This window comes from Hymenobacter sp. BT491 (genome assembly GCF_014349165.1).
GTDB lineage: Bacteria > Bacteroidota > Bacteroidia > Cytophagales > Hymenobacteraceae > Hymenobacter > Hymenobacter jejuensis.
On record NZ_JACSJJ010000002.1, the window covers coordinates 1297979 to 1313828 of the forward strand.

Annotated in this window: 17 protein-coding genes; 5 read left to right on the plus strand and 12 right to left on the minus strand. The window is 57.6% G+C overall.

Annotation, left to right across the window (positions count from 1 at the left end; translation table 11 throughout):
- Positions 1 to 21: 21 nt before the first annotated feature.
- Entirely contained in the window at positions 22 to 1788 is a 1767-nt protein-coding gene (locus H9I52_RS11265) for an ATP-binding protein (protein ID WP_222940455.1), read from the plus strand.
- A 91-nt stretch (positions 1789 to 1879) separates the two neighbouring features.
- Here H9I52_RS11265 and H9I52_RS11270 read toward each other — a convergent pair whose 3' ends face one another.
- The 4 genes from H9I52_RS11270 to H9I52_RS11285 form a co-directional block, all read right to left on the minus strand.
- A complete protein-coding gene (locus H9I52_RS11270) occupies positions 1880 to 2215 on the minus strand; it encodes a hypothetical protein (protein ID WP_187453916.1) in 336 nt (111 codons plus the stop codon).
- Positions 2216 to 2298: 83 nt separating this feature from the next.
- Positions 2299 to 3300 carry an alpha/beta fold hydrolase gene (locus H9I52_RS11275; protein ID WP_187453917.1) on the minus strand — a complete coding sequence of 334 codons (1002 nt, stop codon included), beginning with the start codon at positions 3298 to 3300 and terminating at the stop codon, positions 2299 to 2301.
- A gap of 105 nt (positions 3301 to 3405) precedes the next feature.
- Positions 3406 to 3963 carry a hypothetical protein gene (locus H9I52_RS11280; RefSeq protein ID WP_139517510.1) on the minus strand — a complete coding sequence of 186 codons (558 nt, stop codon included), beginning with the start codon at positions 3961 to 3963 and terminating at the stop codon, positions 3406 to 3408.
- A 58-nt stretch (positions 3964 to 4021) separates the two neighbouring features.
- Positions 4022 to 4492: a peroxiredoxin gene (locus H9I52_RS11285; RefSeq protein WP_139517511.1), complete on the minus strand. Its 471-nt coding sequence runs from the start codon at positions 4490 to 4492 to the stop codon at positions 4022 to 4024.
- A 201-nt stretch (positions 4493 to 4693) separates the two neighbouring features.
- On the opposite strand from H9I52_RS11285, the gene H9I52_RS11290 reads away from it, so the two are divergent.
- The 3 genes from H9I52_RS11290 to H9I52_RS11300 all read left to right on the plus strand — a co-directional run bounded on the left by H9I52_RS11290 (position 4694) and on the right by H9I52_RS11300 (position 8269).
- The gene (locus H9I52_RS11290; RefSeq protein WP_139517512.1) at positions 4694 to 5404 is read left to right on the plus strand and encodes a glycosyltransferase family 2 protein; all 711 of its coding nucleotides are present in this window, start codon (positions 4694 to 4696) and stop codon (positions 5402 to 5404) included.
- Between the two features lie 64 nt (positions 5405 to 5468).
- A complete protein-coding gene (locus H9I52_RS11295; RefSeq protein ID WP_187453918.1) occupies positions 5469 to 6941 on the plus strand; it encodes a cellulose synthase family protein in 1473 nt (490 codons plus the stop codon).
- Complete coding sequence (locus H9I52_RS11300) at positions 6938 to 8269, plus strand: glycosyltransferase 87 family protein (RefSeq protein ID WP_187453919.1); 1332 nt, start codon at positions 6938 to 6940, stop codon at positions 8267 to 8269. The genes H9I52_RS11295 and H9I52_RS11300 overlap by 4 nt, the downstream gene beginning before the upstream one ends.
- On the opposite strand, the gene H9I52_RS11305 is transcribed toward H9I52_RS11300, so the two are convergent.
- From H9I52_RS11305 to H9I52_RS11340, 8 genes are all read right to left on the minus strand, one after another.
- Positions 8266 to 9171 carry a hypothetical protein gene (locus H9I52_RS11305; RefSeq protein ID WP_187453920.1) on the minus strand — a complete coding sequence of 302 codons (906 nt, stop codon included), beginning with the start codon at positions 9169 to 9171 and terminating at the stop codon, positions 8266 to 8268. The two genes, H9I52_RS11300 and H9I52_RS11305, sit on opposite strands and share 4 nt — an antisense overlap.
- Positions 9172 to 9231: 60 nt before the next feature.
- Positions 9232 to 9861 (minus strand): TIGR04282 family arsenosugar biosynthesis glycosyltransferase, encoded by a 630-nt coding sequence (locus H9I52_RS11310; protein WP_139517516.1) that lies wholly within the window; start codon positions 9859 to 9861, stop codon positions 9232 to 9234.
- Positions 9854 to 10402 (minus strand): rhodanese-like domain-containing protein, encoded by a 549-nt coding sequence (locus H9I52_RS11315; RefSeq protein WP_187453921.1) that lies wholly within the window; start codon positions 10400 to 10402, stop codon positions 9854 to 9856. Before H9I52_RS11315 ends, H9I52_RS11310 begins: the two co-directional genes overlap by 8 nt.
- Before the next feature lie 21 nt (positions 10403 to 10423).
- Complete coding sequence (arsS, locus tag H9I52_RS11320; RefSeq protein WP_187453922.1) at positions 10424 to 11473, minus strand: arsenosugar biosynthesis radical SAM (seleno)protein ArsS; 1050 nt, start codon at positions 11471 to 11473, stop codon at positions 10424 to 10426.
- 90 nt (positions 11474 to 11563) lie between these two features.
- Positions 11564 to 11902, minus strand: a complete 339-nt coding sequence (locus H9I52_RS11325) for an arsenosugar biosynthesis-associated peroxidase-like protein (RefSeq protein WP_139517519.1) — start codon at positions 11900 to 11902, stop codon at positions 11564 to 11566.
- 83 nt (positions 11903 to 11985) lie between these two features.
- Entirely contained in the window at positions 11986 to 12525 is a 540-nt protein-coding gene (locus H9I52_RS11330) for a heme NO-binding domain-containing protein (RefSeq protein ID WP_187453923.1), read from the minus strand.
- Between the two features lie 125 nt (positions 12526 to 12650).
- Positions 12651 to 13535, minus strand: a complete 885-nt coding sequence (locus tag H9I52_RS11335) for an anti-sigma factor domain-containing protein (RefSeq protein WP_187453924.1) — start codon at positions 13533 to 13535, stop codon at positions 12651 to 12653.
- 2 nt (positions 13536 to 13537) lie between these two features.
- Positions 13538 to 14095 carry an RNA polymerase sigma factor gene (locus H9I52_RS11340; protein WP_316248030.1) on the minus strand — a complete coding sequence of 186 codons (558 nt, stop codon included), beginning with the start codon at positions 14093 to 14095 and terminating at the stop codon, positions 13538 to 13540.
- Between the two features lie 260 nt (positions 14096 to 14355).
- Between H9I52_RS11340 and H9I52_RS11345 the strand changes: the two genes are divergently transcribed.
- Positions 14356 to 15762 (plus strand): NAD-dependent succinate-semialdehyde dehydrogenase, encoded by a 1407-nt coding sequence (locus H9I52_RS11345; protein WP_187453925.1) that lies wholly within the window; start codon positions 14356 to 14358, stop codon positions 15760 to 15762.
- The last annotated feature ends 88 nt before the right edge of the window (positions 15763 to 15850 follow it).

A 15850-nucleotide genomic window follows, 5' to 3' on the forward strand; every position in this document is an offset into this window, starting at 1 on the left:
CACAATCAAATCTTTACAAATGTGAGCCTTAAAAGCAAGATCACTAATGGCTTTTTGGCGATGCTTCTGCTCTTGGTAGCGCTGGGCGGCTACGCCTTCTACACGGTGCAGCGCCTCGACCGCAGTGCCCGTACCGTGCTGCAAGCCAACTTTTACACGGTGCAACTGGGGCAGCAGATGCTCCGCGCCCTCGACCAAATGGAGCGCCCCTCATCCGTAGCAACCGGCCTGCGGGTGTTTCGGCAGAACCTCACCCGCGAGGCCGGCAACATCACCGAGCCCGGCGAAAAGGAGTTGGTTGATAGTCTGGCGCAAAACCTAGCCGATTACCAGCAACTCTACGACGACTCGGCCGCGGCCGCGCAACGCCTCAGCGAGCTCGCGCAGCTCCGCCGCCAAACGCATCGCATGGTGCAGCTCAACATGGATGCCCTAGTCGCCAAACGTGACTTTGCCAACCGCACCGCCGAGCAAACCGGCCGCTATTTGCTAGCGTTTATTGCTTTCAGCATCATCGTGGCTTCTTTTCTGGTTTTGAGCGTGCCGGAGGCAGCAGTTACGCCGCTGCGCAAGTTATTCGTGAGCATAGAACACGCTACCAATCAAGATTTTACCGCTACTATCCCCGTAGAAAGTCGTGATGAATTTGGCCGCGTGGCGCGGGCGTTTAATCGAATGCTGGTGCAACTCAACGATTATCGCAGCTCTACCTTAGCCCAACTCGTAACAGAGCGTAACCGCGCCTCCAGCATTGTCAACACCCTCGACGAAGGCCTGCTGTTGCTCGACCAGAACCGGGACGTGCTGCTGGCAAATCCTGTTGTTTGTCAGCTCCTTAACCTTCCCGCCGAGCAATTGGTCGGGCGGCCCGCCGCGGAAGTAGCGCAGAAAAACGACCTGCTGCGGGAGCTGCTCAAGCCCTTGGATGCCCCCCGCCGCGATGCTGTAGTAGCCGACGCTCCCTTGCTGACCATTGCCCAAAACGGCGAAGAAGCCTACTATCGCCTAGCCGTGCAGGATTTGATTTCCTTCAACGACGCCCTCGACCAGATGGAGTTTGTGGGCCAGATTATTACGCTGCGCAACGTGTCGGATTTCAAGCGCCTCGACCTAATGAAGTCAAACTTCTTGGCCACCGTTTCGCACGAATTGAAGACACCCCTTTCGAGCATGAACATCAACTTGAAGCTGTTGCAGGATGACCGCCTGCCCGCTGGGGAGCGTCAGCGCATTACGGCCAGCATCCGGCAAGAAACCCAACGCTTGCAGCGCATGGTGGGCGAGTTGCTCGATGTGTCGCGTCTCGACTCGGGCGCAGGTATTCAGCTTGATCTGCGCCCAACCCAAATGCGCGATGTAGTGCAGTACGCGACTGATGCGGTGCAGGCTCAACTCGCTGACAAACACATCCGGCTTGATTTGCAGCTGCCGCCCAACCTGCCCGCTGCCCGCGCCGACGTAGAAAAGACCACCTGGGTGCTGATCAATCTGTTGGCCAATGCCATTCGGTATTCGCCCGTAGACGAAATCCTTACCGTGAGTGCCGAAGTCGTAGGCAAATGGCTGCAAGTCAGCGTAAAAGACAACGGCCCCGGCATTGCCGCCGAACACCACGAACGCATTTTTCAGCGCTTCGCCCAGATTCCCGACAAAGCCGGCTACCGCGGTGGCTCCGGCTTAGGGCTGAGCATTGCCCGCGAATTTATCACCACGCAAGGCGGCCGGCTGTGGGTGGAAAGCGAACTGGGGTCTGGTAGCACGTTTCGCTTTACGCTACCGGTCAGCTGATTTGATAAGGCACGTTTCCCAGGCGTAGGCTACCGATCGTGGCTAGTTCGCACCTAGCGACAGCTCACGTAAGTACTTGCAAAATAAGACATTACGGCAATAACGGGCGCCGCTGCCTCCTGCTATCAGGCACCAGTTGAGGCTGGGGCAAACGCTTGATGCGCAGGCTATAATGCCGACTGGAATCGGCTTTGCTCACGGGCATGTTGTCGGGAGAAGTTTCCGCTTTCAGCACGCGCAAGGAATACGGCTGAGCCCTATACGATTGGTAGTCAGAGGGTTGCCGCAGCATATTTTTTAGGTGCGACGGCAGTGGAATCTTCGGGTTCAGGCGGAGCGTGTCGGGAAAATCACGCGATTGGGCCTTGGCCGCGCCGGCTGAACAAACCGCTAGCACCAAGGCGAAAAAAATGCCGAAGGGTTTCATAACTGATCAGGTTGGCTTGCTTAAAACAACCTCTCTAAGGATACGCAACAAGTCTAAATCGTTGCATAGTAGCCTTTTATCTTTTACTGCAAAAAGTCCAACAGCGCCTTGTAAAACTGTTCCGGTGCTTCCAGATGCGGAATGTGGCCGATTTTGTCCAGCGGCACCAGTTTTGCCCCTTTGATCTGGGCAGCGGTGCGCTTGCCTAGTTCAGGATACTGACCCATGGCAGCTTGCACTTTGGGGTCTTTGATGAGGGCTTTGCCCACCACGGTGCGGTCGGCCTGCCCGATGATGAGCAACGTGGGCACCTGCAAGCGGCCGAACTCGTAGCACACCGGCTGCTGGTAAATCATGTCAAACGTCAGGGCGTTGGCGCGGGCCACTTTCGGAAAGTCGGGGTGGCGCGTCTGGGCGGCTAGGGGGCGCACCCATTCGTCGTGGGCGGCAGGATAGCCGTTGGGATAATAGCTGGCGTGGTACTTTCGGATACTTTCCTCCGTGCTCTTCCGTTCCGAGGCTTCGGCCTGATCAACGCTCTGAAACGGCACGCCTACGCGGTAATCCTCCAGGCCGATGGGGTTTTCCAGCACGAGCTTTTCGACGGTCTCGGGATACAGGAGGGCAAAGCGGGTGGCCACCATGCCGCCCATGCTGTGCCCGACCACCACAACGCGCTTAATCTCCAGTGTATCAAGCAGATGCCGGGTATTGCGCGCCAGCTGGTGAAAGGAATAGTGAATGTCGGGTTTGTCGGATTTACCAAAACCCACCTGATCAGGCACGACCACGCGGAAACCCTTGCTTGTCAATTGCTTAATGGTTTCGCGCCAGTACGCGCCAAAGAAATTCTTGCCGTGCAGCAGCAGCACCGTGCGGCCGTTGGCATTGCTAGAGGCTGGCACATCCATATACGCCATCCGGATGGCTTGGCCTTCGAGCTTGAGGGGCAGAAAGCTAACCGGGAAAGGGTATTCGTAGCGGTCGAGGGTGGCGTTGAGCGACGCGGGGGTTTGGGCCGTTTGTGAAAATCCGACGGCGGCCGAAAGCCACAACGCCAGTACGAAAAGCGAGAAACGAATCATTGCAAACAACTGAGTACCTACCTCAGTACGCACGTTTCGCGGTTTCGGCTGCACTGGCCAGGCACCGCCGCCCATGCCTAAAGCATCGGCGGCAAGCTGGCGAGCTTACTTTTCTTCTTCGTTGCGCTGCCGAATCAGCAGCTCAATGGTGCGGGTGTCTTCGTCGCTCCAAACGAGGCTGCTGATGCCGTCCGTATCGAGCACCGTGTGACCGTCGGGCTCGCCGTATTGGGTGTACACCTCCATCATCAGCTCGTCTTCGGTGAGCCGTACTACGTACCCGTAGAGCGAGTGGTCGGAGTGCGTTTCGAGCAGCACCAACTGATGCGACTCGTGGGCACGCTGTAGCAACGCCTGAACAGTAAGGTATTGGTCATCAAGCCCATCCGGAGCCCCGACCCGGGCGTACACAACTTCCGGGTTGTGTTCCTTAAACTCGATCAGCCGCACGTAGCGGTCGTCGAAATGCACCTGCGAAACCGAGTTCAGACTGATTGTGCGTACCCCCGTGAGCAGGCCCTGCCGCGTAATGGTGCGCATCACAACCAGCTCCGGGTTGAAACTTACCACGTAGCCCAAAAACATAATGCCACCCGACTGCATGGCCACCACGCGTCGGCTGCGCTGGGCTCGCTGCAACATGTCAATCAATAAGGCTCCCATAACCAGGCAGAATACCAGTTTTTGATAAAGAGGCAAATATAGCCTCCGCGCTGCCTAGCTAGATTCGCTCGGCCGTGCTTAGCTCGGCCAGGATTTCCTTGGTGTTCTGCACGTGGTCGGTAGCGCGGCTCATCGAGTTGAAGATGTAGCGGATAACGCCGTGTTTATCAATGACAAACGTAACCCGACCCGGCAGAATGCCCAGCAATACGCGCGGTACTTCGTAGAGCTTGCGCACTTTGCCACCTTCGTCGGCAAGCAACGGAAACGGCAGGCGGTGCTTCTGGGTAAATTTCTGATGCGAAGCCTCGCTATCGGAGCTCACGCCCACTACTTCGGCCCCCAGTTCCTGAAAATCTTCGTACTGATCGCGAAACGAACAGGCTTCGGCGGTGCAACCGGGCGTGTCGTCTTTGGGGTAAAAATAAAGCACGATGTTGCGCTTCCCACGCTGCTCAGAAAGGCGAAAAGAATCACCGGAAGTGGTTTTGAGGGTGAAATCGGGGGCTTTGTCGCCTACTTGAAGCATATCGGGGAGTTTAAAAGAACAAACATAATAGTTCAGGTGCCGGCCCTGAGCCGCAAAAGAACTGTAATAAGCGCCCGAAGCCCAAATAGTTTTGTCGAGCTATGGTGGCCCGTCACAAATCCCGTCGCGAACCACTATAGCTTACGGGCAGTTTACTTCCGTTTGAATTGACATCTTTGTGTTTCTCACGCACTTGCCTACATGTCCTTTTCGCCCACCGCGCCGCGCATCGATGTCATCATTCCTGCCTTCAACGAAGAACTGTCTATCGGCCGAGTGCTGGCGGAAATTCCGGCCTTTCTGGTGCGCGAAGTCATTGTAGTAGACAATAATTCCTCTGACCAAACCGGCGCGGTAGCACGGGCCGCCGGCGCTACTGTATTGCGCGAAGCGCGGCCTGGCTACGGCTACGCCTGCCTGCGTGGCATGGCCCATTGCTTTGCCCGCCCCGAAGCGGAGCAGCCTACCATCGTCGTTTTTCTCGACGGCGATTATTCCGATTATCCCGAAGAAATGCCTGCGCTCGTCGACCCTATTCTGCGGGGCGAAGCCGACATGGTCATCGGCTCGCGGGCGTTGGGCCAACGGGAAAGCGGCTCGATGATGCCCCAACAGATTTTCGGTAATTGGCTTGCTACTACTCTCTTACAAGTGCTGTACCGCGCGCGCTTCACCGATCTTGGTCCCTTCCGCGCCATCCGGGCTGAGGCGCTCAAGCAGCTGAACATGCAGGACAAAACCTACGGCTGGACCGTAGAGATGCAGCTCAAAGCCGCCAAACAGAAGCTGCGCAGCCAGGAAGTGCCCGTGCGCTACCGCCGCCGCATTGGCGTGTCGAAGGTATCGGGCACGGTGAAAGGGACTTTAGGCGCAGGTTATAAGATCCTCTGGACAATAGCTAAATACTTGTAAGTCAATATATTACATACAAGCTTCACTTTATAAATCACGCTTTTGCAATGCCCTCATTTCACGCATGCTAGGTCTGGAAATTGCGCTTCTGGTCCTGTACGGGCTGTGTCTGACGTTTATTCTGGGCTTTAGCCTTACGCAGCTTCAGCTCACGCGGCTGGCGCAGCGTGCGTACCGCCAGCCCCTATCGCCGGAGCCCCTGCCTCCCACCGAGTGGCCCCGCGTGACCGTGCAATTGCCGATTTACAACGAAGTATATGTTGTGGAGCGCGTCATCGACGCGGCCGCCGCCCTGGATTATCCCGCCGATAAGCTTCACATTCAAGTACTTGACGACTCAACCGACGAAACCCTGGCGCTGGCAGCGGCGCGGGTGGCGTACCACCGGGCGCAGGGCCTACGCATCGAGCATGTGCGGCGGCCCGACCGGCAAGGCTTTAAAGCCGGTGCCCTCCGGCACGGCTTGGAACTGACTGATGGTGAGTTCATTACTATTTTCGATGCCGACTTCGTGCCCAACCCCGATTTTCTGCGTCGCAGCCTTCCGCATTTCCACAACCCCAAGGTGGGCGTCGTGCAGACGCGCTGGGGCCACCTGAACGAAGAGTATTCGTTACTCACTGAATTACAAGCTTTTGGTTTGAACGCCCACTTCTACGTCGAGCAGGTAGGCCGCACGTACGGCGGGCATTTCATCAATTTCAACGGCACGGGCGGCACTTGGCGGCGCACCTGCATCGTCGACGCCGGCGGCTGGCACACCGACACGCTCACCGAAGACCTCGACCTGAGCTACCGCGCCCAGCTACGGGGCTGGCAGTTCCTGTATCTGCCCCACGTGGTCGCCCCGGCCGAGTTGCCGGCCGCCATGGACGCGCTGAAATCGCAGCAGTTTCGCTGGACCAAAGGCGCTGCCGAAACTGCCCGCAAGCACTTGGGGCGAGTGTTAACTTCTTCTGTCAGAGCATCTACCAAGGTACACGCGATGTTTCATTTGCTCAACAGCACCGTGTTTATGGCCATTCTGCTGATGGCGCTGCTGAGCGTGCCGCTGGTGTTTGTGCGGGTACGGATTCCGGAGTTCAGGCCGGTTTTTCAGATGGCCTCGATCTTTCTGCTGGGTTTCCTGCCCCTCACCTATTATTACTTCATGGCTTGGCGACTGTCGAATGCAAAAAAGGCCTGGTGGAAGTTCGTGCCGCTTTTTTTGCTTTTTCTGGCCGTTTCGATGGGGTTATCGCTGCACAATTCGCGGGCGGTCATGCTGGGGCTGCTGGGCCGGCAATCGGCCTTTGTTCGAACGCCCAAGCTGGGGCTGGTGCGCCGTCAGGGCACTTGGCAAGGACGCCGCTATCGCACCGGTGCGCTGGATTGGCTCACGGCCCTGGAAGGTCTGCTGACGCTGTACTTCCTGTTCGGGTTGGGCGCGGGCCTATATTTCCGTGACTTGGGCCTGCTACCCTTCCACTTGCTCCTGACCATCGGGTTTGGACTGGTGTTCTATTATTCCCTACGCCACAACCGCCAGCCCGCATGAAGCCGCGCTCGCAACGCATCGCCGGGGGCTTGGCTGTGGTGCTGAGTGTGTTGGCCTATGCCGCTCTGGCCTATGCTACGCCGCGCGCGCACTTTTTACAAGTACTTGTTTTACTGATAGTTGCATTTGGATGCTATGCCACCTTGCTGGCTTGCCAACTGCCGTTGCGCACGGGGTTGCTGGTAGCGCTGGTCTTCCGGCTGCTCTGGCTGCCGGCCCTGCCCACCCTCTCCGACGATTATTACCGCTTTCACTGGGATGGCCTGTTAGTAGCATCGGGCCAAAACCCTTTCCGATACCGCCCCGACGAGCTTTTGCCCGCCACCAACAGCCTACAAAGCACTGACAATCAGCGACTAGCTGCTATTTATCCGCGCCTAAACTCGCCGCATTACTATTCGGTGTATCCGCCGGTATGTCAAATGGTGTTTGGGGGCGCTGCCGTCATTTTTCCAGGCAACGAGCGCGGGGCAGTGCTGCTCATGCGCTTGGTGTTGCTGGCGGCGGAGGCTTGCACGGCGGGGCTTTTGCTGCGGCTACTGGCCCATTACGGATTTCCGGCCCAAAGAGCGCTGTGGTATTTACTTAATCCTCTGGTAGTTATAGAGCTTGTAGGCAATCTGCATTTTGAAGCCTTGGTCATCTGCTTTTTTCTGCTGGCGGTGTGGCTGCTCGTGCGGGGCCGATGGCAATGGTCGGCGGCAGTGCTGGGCTTGGCGGCCGCTACGAAACTATTGCCACTGTTGCTGCTGCCGTTGCTAGGGCGCCGGCTCGGCTGGCGCCGGTTTTGGAGGTATGTACTCCTGACGGGTGCCACTTTGCTGGTGCTGTTTGCACCGTTTTTTTCCTCAGATCTGCTTGAGCACTTGGCACGTAGCCTGGGCCTGTATTTCCACAATTTCGAATTCAACGCCAGCCTGTATTACCTGCTGCGGCCCATCGGATATTGGCTTACCGGCTACAACCAGATTGCCTACATCGGGCCGGGGCTGGCGGTGCTCACGGCGGTTGGCGGACTGCTGTATGCGTGGCGCGAAAAGAACCCCACGCTGTTTTCGCTGCCGAATGCCTGCCTGCTCATCCTGACGCTCTATTATCTTCTGGCAACCATCGTGCATCCGTGGTACCTCACGCCGCTGGTGGCGCTGAGCGTGTTTACGCGCTACCGTTACGCATTGGTGTGGTCGGCGATGGCAATGCTTTCGTACGCCACCTACCAGACCTCCGCCTATACCGAAAACCTGGGCTTGGTGGCGCTGGAATACGCGGTGGTGCTGAGCGTGTGGGTATATGATGTTCGCCGCCCTCAACCCTTAACAAACAGCTAATGAACCCAATACGCGTAGCGCCGCAACGACTTGAGTCGCAAGTTTCTGCCGTCCCAGGTGGTTTGGCGTAGCAGCGTGTTGGGGTATTTTTTGGCGAACCAGTATACGTTCTGTTTCTGCTTGTCGAGCTGCACCTGCACGCGCCAGGCGGGCTCTGAAGCATCGGCCGAGGGCGCTTCGGCCACTTGCACTTGCGCCGCATAATACACGGGAGGCTTGGCTTGACTGGTTTGCTGCAAGTCGCAGATTTCTACCCGAAAGCTTGGCTTCGCGTCGAATTTGAGGCTTCGCAGTGTGTAAGGCAAAGCGTCCTCAAACAACACATCGTGCCGCAGGTGGCGCTCGCCGGCGCCCTGGCCGTCCCAGTAAGAATTGTAAGCTTGGATGTACTCCATGCCATCGTCGGAGATGGCTTTGAACGTGTTGCCGCACCACTCCTGCGACGAGGTGGTGAGCTTATAAAGCGGCACAGGCTGATCGCGGCGAAAAAACAGCGACGTGAGAAAATGGTAAGGGTACTGCTCGGTCGGGATGCGGCAAAACTGATTCACCTTCATCACCGGAAACACGTCCTTACGCTTGTAATCGTCGGTTTTGACGTTGAATTGCTGGTTAAACTCCTCTTTCACCGTGATGAGCACGTACTCGAAGCGGCGCTGCTTGTTGTAGATCACTCGCTCGGCATCGTAAATGGCCACTTCGGCCAAGCCGTCTTCCCAGAGCTTATTCATGGCCCAAAGCGAGTTGAAATACTCGTCGAGGTGCCGCAGCCGATCGGACGTAGCAACGGCTTTGGCAGGCGGTTTTCTTGACTCACCTTCCGGCGAACAAGCCACCAGTCCGCCCAGCAAAAGGCCTGTACAAACTGCGGACGTAACTAGTGTGGCAACAAAATGGCGCATAGGGTAGCGAAACGCGGTAAGGAAGCCCTAGTACGTGCAAAAGCCACGGTCGCGTTTTCCTTATGTTATTTGTGCCGCTCGCCACGCCACCAAGTCCTCGGCCGTATCAACGTCGCGGAGCTGCGGCAACTGGTGCACAGTGAGCCCCAATCGCGTGGCATCGCGCAAGGTGTGGGCCAATACGGAAGCGGTACTCCAGGTTTTATTCAGAAACAAATCGGCGTGTAAAGTGCTCATTCCTAGCAGGTAATACCCCCCATCGTGAGCCGGACCCAGCACCACGTCGTGCGTGGCAAGGCAGTCGAAAGCGGTTGTTAAGTGCGCTGAGGTCAGGCCGGGGCAGTCGGTGCCGATGATGACCACAGCCGACGCGCCCGCCGCAAAAGCCTCTGCAAAAGCCCGATGCATTTTCGCGCCTAAGTCGCCCGGCCCCTGAGTTTGGTGCAGATAATCTGCCCACAGATCGGGAGGCGCGGCCGCTGGTTTTGCATCGGCAAACCAAACCGTCCGAGTCGCGGCTACCCCGCTGGCCGCGGCTTGGGTGTGCGCCAACAGCTCACAGTACACTTCCAGCGCCGCCTCGTCGCCGATGGTTTGCGCCAGCCGCGTTTTCACCCGGCCCAACTCGGGGTGACGGGCAAAAATGAGCAGGTGCCGCTGCGGGTTTGCAGAAACAACGGCGTTACTCATACACAGGGTTGCCGCGCTTGAGCCAAGGGCGCCAGATCGGCGAATACGGATGCACGTTGGCCGTTGGCCCTTGCTGGTTATACACGGGCAACCCCTCGTTTACCCATTCAAAAATGCCACCGTACAGGTTGCGGATATCCTTGAATCCTAAGGCTTTCAGACGCTCGCCGGCTTTCTCGCTGCGGTAGCCCACGCTGCAATACACCACGACGGTGCGGTTGCGAGGCACGGCACTGAAATCGGCTTTTGCCAGCGAATCGAAGTTTACGAACCGGGCGCCACGCAGGTGACTTACCGCATATTCGGCGGGCGTGCGCGTGTCCAGCACAACAACCGATTCGGGCTTTTGGCGCAGCAAATCGGCTAGGGCGGCGGGTTGAATGACGCGCACCGTACCGCTGTAAAGCGTCCGCAGCAGCTGTTGGTACGCCGGACTAGCGCCGCCGGCGCCCCCTTTATCGGAATTGCAAGCGGAAACAACTGCCGAAGCCAGTACAATTACAAGTATTGATATGGCACGCCCAAACAACTTAATAATCATAACATATTGATTATCAATTGCTTATGTAGTAGCACCACCGCAGCTTGAGCCAGCGCCTGCCGTGCAGCCGTAGCAATGCTGGTTCACCACGATCGCTCGGTTGTTTAGCGCGGCCAGGTTGAAGTCGCGAATGTGCTGGGGGGCTCGCTCCTCGACCGGCAAATCCAGCTGTTGGTTGAAATCACAGTCGTACAGCTGGCCGTCCCAGCCGATGGAAAGCGTACTGCGGCACATCACGTTAGCGGCGGCGGCGGGGTTATAAGCCAGCACCAGCTTCTCCATGTAGGAGGCATAATTGCCGCTTTCCAATAGGTAATCGAGAAAGCGGCTGATGGGCAAATTGGTGATGGTGAGCAGGTTATTAAACACGATTCCGTGCTCACGCAAAAGCCGCTGCTTAAAATCGCGCTCCAATGCGGCCTGACTGCCCGGCAAAAAAGCACCGGAAGGATTGTACACCAAGTCCAGCAACAAGCCCGAGCCTTCTACGCCGTAGCCGGCTTCGTTGAGCAAGCGCAGGGCCTTGATGGATTTGGCGAACACGCCTTCGCCCCGCTGGGCATCGGTGCGTAAGGCCGAAAAGTGCGGCAGCGACGACACCACCTGCACGCCGTGGCGGCCAAAAAACTGCGGCAAGTCGTGGTACTTCGGGTTGGCGACGATGATGGTCAGGTTGCAGCGCACGATGATTTGGCGCCCCAAAGCCGAAATCTGCTCCACGAACCAGCGGAAATCCGGGTTCATTTCGGGCGCGCCGCCCGTAAGATCAACTACCTGAATATCAGTCTGCGCCAATGCATTTAGGCAGAGCTGCATGGTAGCGCGCGTCATGATTTCGGTGCGGTCGGGGCCGGCATCGACGTGGCAGTGGCGGCAGGTTTGGTTGCACATTTTGCCCACGTTTATTTGCATCACACGGATGCCCGTTGGGCGCAACGGCAGCAAACCAGTTTCGCGCAGGCGCGCCGCAAAAGGCAACAGTTGGGCTCCTTCCACATCGGCCTGCGTCAGCACGGTAAGCTGATAGCCGGAGTCGGCTAAGGGATGGTGCTGGGCATGCAAAGATTTCATGGGCAGGGCAAAAACAGGCTTATCGGCGGTACGGAGAGGCGGCCTCAGACCGAGGGTGCCGCACCGACGTTCCAGACGACAACGCAGAAACTACATAGAAAGCTCCTTGGCTTTGTTCATCATCTGGACACCGTGTACCAGGGCCGCTCCGCCCTTGATGGCAGCCGCAACGTGCACTGCTTCCATCATTTGCGCTTCGTCGGCCCCTTTTTGCAACGAATCGCTGGTATAGGCATCGATGCAATACGGGCATTGCACGGCGTGGGCTACGGCCAGCGCAATCAGCGATTTTTCACGTTCGGTGAGGGCTCCCTCCTTGAAAACCTCGGCGTAATACTCAAAAAATTTGCGCCCCAGCTCGGGTTGCCACTCGGAGATGTTGCCAAATTTCGACAAGTCGGCCGGGTTGTAATAAGTCGATTTTTCCATGAGGGTTGCGTGAGACCTAGCACTTCTTGCTGAGCAACAAGCGCTTAGCGTAACATGTTTATTATCAATTGTTTACAAATACGTCAGATGCGGCGCACCCGGATTTGAACGTGTTCGCCGTTTTCGCTTGTGGTGGGTTCTACCACGATCTGGTCGGCCTCGTCGAAGTACGTTGCCAGGCCGCGCACAATGCCCACGGCTAGCGCGCCCATCCGGCGGTCCGAGACGTAGTTGATCTGCACTTCCCGCGACGATACTCGTGTAACATCCAGCACAGGCGGGCGGTTTTCGGCGTGGTCTTGGCGCACGCGTTTGTGCATCACCGACTCGGTATGCTCAATCATGTCCAGCGTGCGCCAAACGGGGTCGACGAGCTTGCCGTACATGTACATCAGATCGGGCACGAGGTATTCGCCAAATTTCTCCTGGAGCTTTTCCGCCGGAATGCCCGTCATCTCGGCCGCATGGCCAACCAGCGCATAGATGTGCGCGTCGGGGTATACTTCTTTGTGGTTGAAATCGAGGGCGCCAAGGCCCGACGTTTCGACCAAGCGTACCCAAGTGCTATGGTCGTATTGGGTCTGGACGTAGCGCTTCAGCAGAATAAAGATTGATCCGTGCACGGAGGGTGAAAAAAGTGAAGCTGTAAAGTACGGAATTGGTTGGCGCTGCACCGGCATAACCTGATGCGCGCCGTTCTTCCCAATTCAACCTCTACAGCCTCTTACTTGTTTCCGTTGCCGCGAGGCTACATTTTGCCCATCACCGTCAGGGTCGACATGGTCGGGTTTGCGCTGCCGCCGGCTTCTTCTACCGTCATGGCGAAGGCTTGGGCACTGGCCACGTCTTTCATCTGCTGGAGACTATCGCCGGCCGCGGTGGCGGCGGCCAACATGCCCGCATCGATGGGTTTGCCGTTGTCGAGGGCCCATAGCTGGTACTGCTTGCCGGAAGGCGGCGTCGGGAGGCTGTGCACATCGACGTATACCTTGCGGGTAGCAGGGTTATACAACACCTTGGCCCGCGCTGTAGGCGCCACCGGCATGCCCGCCAGCGTAACCGAATGAAACTGATCGCTGCGCAGAATGGCCAGCTCCTGCGTCCGGTAGCCCAAGGTTCGCTGCACCGCCTGCACCGACGAGGCCACGCGGGCTTGCTCGTTTTGGGCAATGGCCAAGCTGGATTCAGCCTCTTTCCAACGGGTATACAGCAGCAGGTTGCCTACCGCGCTCAGCAGCAACAGGACTATGGCAGCGGCCATCATCCAGTTGAAGCGAGCTGCCGGAGCTTCTTGGGTATATTCTTGATTAACAGGCATTTGTCTTACCACGCTTTCTGCCACAGGGGCAGCTTGTGGTTGTGGCGCGGCTGCGCTTTGGGGGGCTGGTGCGCTTGTATCGTGCTTGATGGCCGCTTGCCACCCACTCAGCACCCGCTCGCGCATCCCGGCGGGGGGTGCTTGGGCATGGGCCTGCGCATACGCTCCCAGAGCATCCGTGATAACGTTGAGTTCCTCACGGATTTGTGGATGTTCGGCGGCCAGACGTTCGACGTCGGCGCGCTCCGCCTCGCTCAGCTCGCCGAGGGCGTACTGTTCGAGGATGCCTGATTCGATGTATTCCTGGATGTTCACGGTTATCGAATCAATTTTGCCAATACTTTGATAGCGGCCCGGGCGCGGGTTTTCACCGTTCCGAGCGGCAGGTTGAGTTCTTCAGCCACTTCGCTTTGCGTAAATCCGCCGAAATAAAGCAGATCAATCACCTGTTTCTGCTCGGGGTTGAGCTTATTGGTCATGTCCTGCAAGCCTATGTGCTCGGGCCGGAACGTGGGAGAGGCGGCCTGACGCAGTGCTGCACTTTCTTCGATGGGCTGCGTACGACTACCTACGCGGTACTGTCGGGACCGGATTTTGTCAATTGCCAAATTCCGCGAAACGTTGAGCACCCACGTAAACAAACGCCCCTTGCCGGCATCGTAGGTGTGAAACGAATGCCAGATTTTGACGAGGCTTTCCTGCAAAACGTCTTCCGCGATTTCCTCTTTTTTTACAATCCGGAGGATCACGCCATAGAGAGCAGCGGAGTACTTGTCGTAGAAAAGCGTCATCGCTGCTTCGTCTCGGGCACGGAGGCGCTGCACAAGCAGATCTTCCGAAACAGGCGTCAGTGACTCGGGGGGTGTAGCAGACACGGGCAACTTGGAGTAAACGCCGGCCGGCACCAATTATCCAGCCAACAATGAGACGAAAGTAGAGGATTATGCTTGTATTGCGATGCGGGAAGCCGCTGAAGCTATTTCGCGCTACTATAACCCGATTCCTGCGGTTGGGTTTACGGGCTACGGCTCAACTGGTAAATCAGCGCCGCTTGACCGGCTTTTGCGACCGATAACCGCATCCTGGCGTATGGGTTATCGTACCCTGAACTGGCATTTACTTTTTCCTTCCTTGCATGGCTATCGAGTCTTTCAATCCCTACACCGGCCGGGTTGAGCGCCGCTTTCAGGCTTTTTCCTGGGCCAAAACCGAACGCATTCTGGCGCAGGTCGCCAAGGAGGCCATCACTTGGCGCACTACTTCCTTTGCCCACCGCGCCGAGCGCATGCGCCGCGCCGGTCAACTGCTGCGCGACCGCCAAAACGAGCTTGCTCATATGATGGCCGTGGAAATGGGCAAACCCATCACCGATGGCCGGGCCGAGGTGCTGAAATGCGCCCTTACCTGCGATTATTACGCCGAGCACGCCGAAGAATTTTTGCGCGATGAGCCCATCAAAACCGAAGCGCAACACAGTTTTATTGCCTACGAGCCGTTGGGCGTAGTGCTGGCCGTGATGCCCTGGAATTTTCCGTTCTGGCAGGTCGTGCGGTTCGCTGCGCCGGCGCTCATGGCCGGCAATGTGGGATTGCTCAAACACGCTTCCAACGTCCCGCAATGCGCCTTGGCCCTCGAGCAGATTTTCCATGATGCAGGCTTCCCCCCTGCTACCTTCCGGACGCTGCTCATTGGATCGGAGTTGGTCGAAAAGCTAATTCAGGACGACCGGGTGAAGGCCGTAACCCTCACGGGCAGCGAACCGGCCGGCGCGCAGGTGGCATCTACCGCAGGCGCGCAGATCAAGAAAACAGTGCTCGAACTCGGCGGCTCCGACGCCTTTGTGGTGCTGGCCGATGCCGACCTGGAGCTGGCGGCCAAAACCGCCGCGCAGGCCCGCATGATTAACTCCGGCCAGAGCTGCATTGCCGCCAAGCGCTTCATCGTCGAAAAGCCGATTGCCAAAGAATTCATCAGCAAGATGAAGACGCACCTGCTGGCCATGCGCACCGGCGACCCGCTCGACGAAGCTACCCAGTTTGGCCCCCTAGCCCGCCCCGACCTTGCCGACGACCTCACCCGCCAAGTGGATGAATCGGTAGCGAAAGGCGCCAAAGTAGATTTGCACGGCGGCCAGTCGAAGCCCGGCACCGCCCTTTTCCGCCCCATGATCATCAGCAACATAAAGCCCAGTCAACCAGCCTATTATGAAGAACTGTTTGGTCCAGTGGCCATTATTATGGAAGCCAAGAACGAGGAGGATGCCATTCGGTTGGCCAACGACTCGCGCTTTGGCCTAGGAGCCGCCATCTGGACGCGCGACGAGAAACGCGGCGAAACTTTAGCTCGTCGCATCGAAGCCGGGGCCGTATTTGTCAATTCGATGGTAAAATCGTCGCCGGAAATGCCCTTTGGGGGCGTCAAGAAATCGGGTTACGGCCGCGAGCTTTCCTACCTCGGCATTCGCGAGTTTGTCAATCAGAAAAGTATCTGGGTGGCTGGCGCGCAAAAGAAAACAGCCCCGAAGCAGAAGAAAGTCGAGTAGCGTTTTCTGCTAAATGCTACTTGCCTTGTTGCCGGCCGCCATTCTGGGCTTCGTGCCTTAGCCTTACCAGAACGGCGGCCGGCAAGTT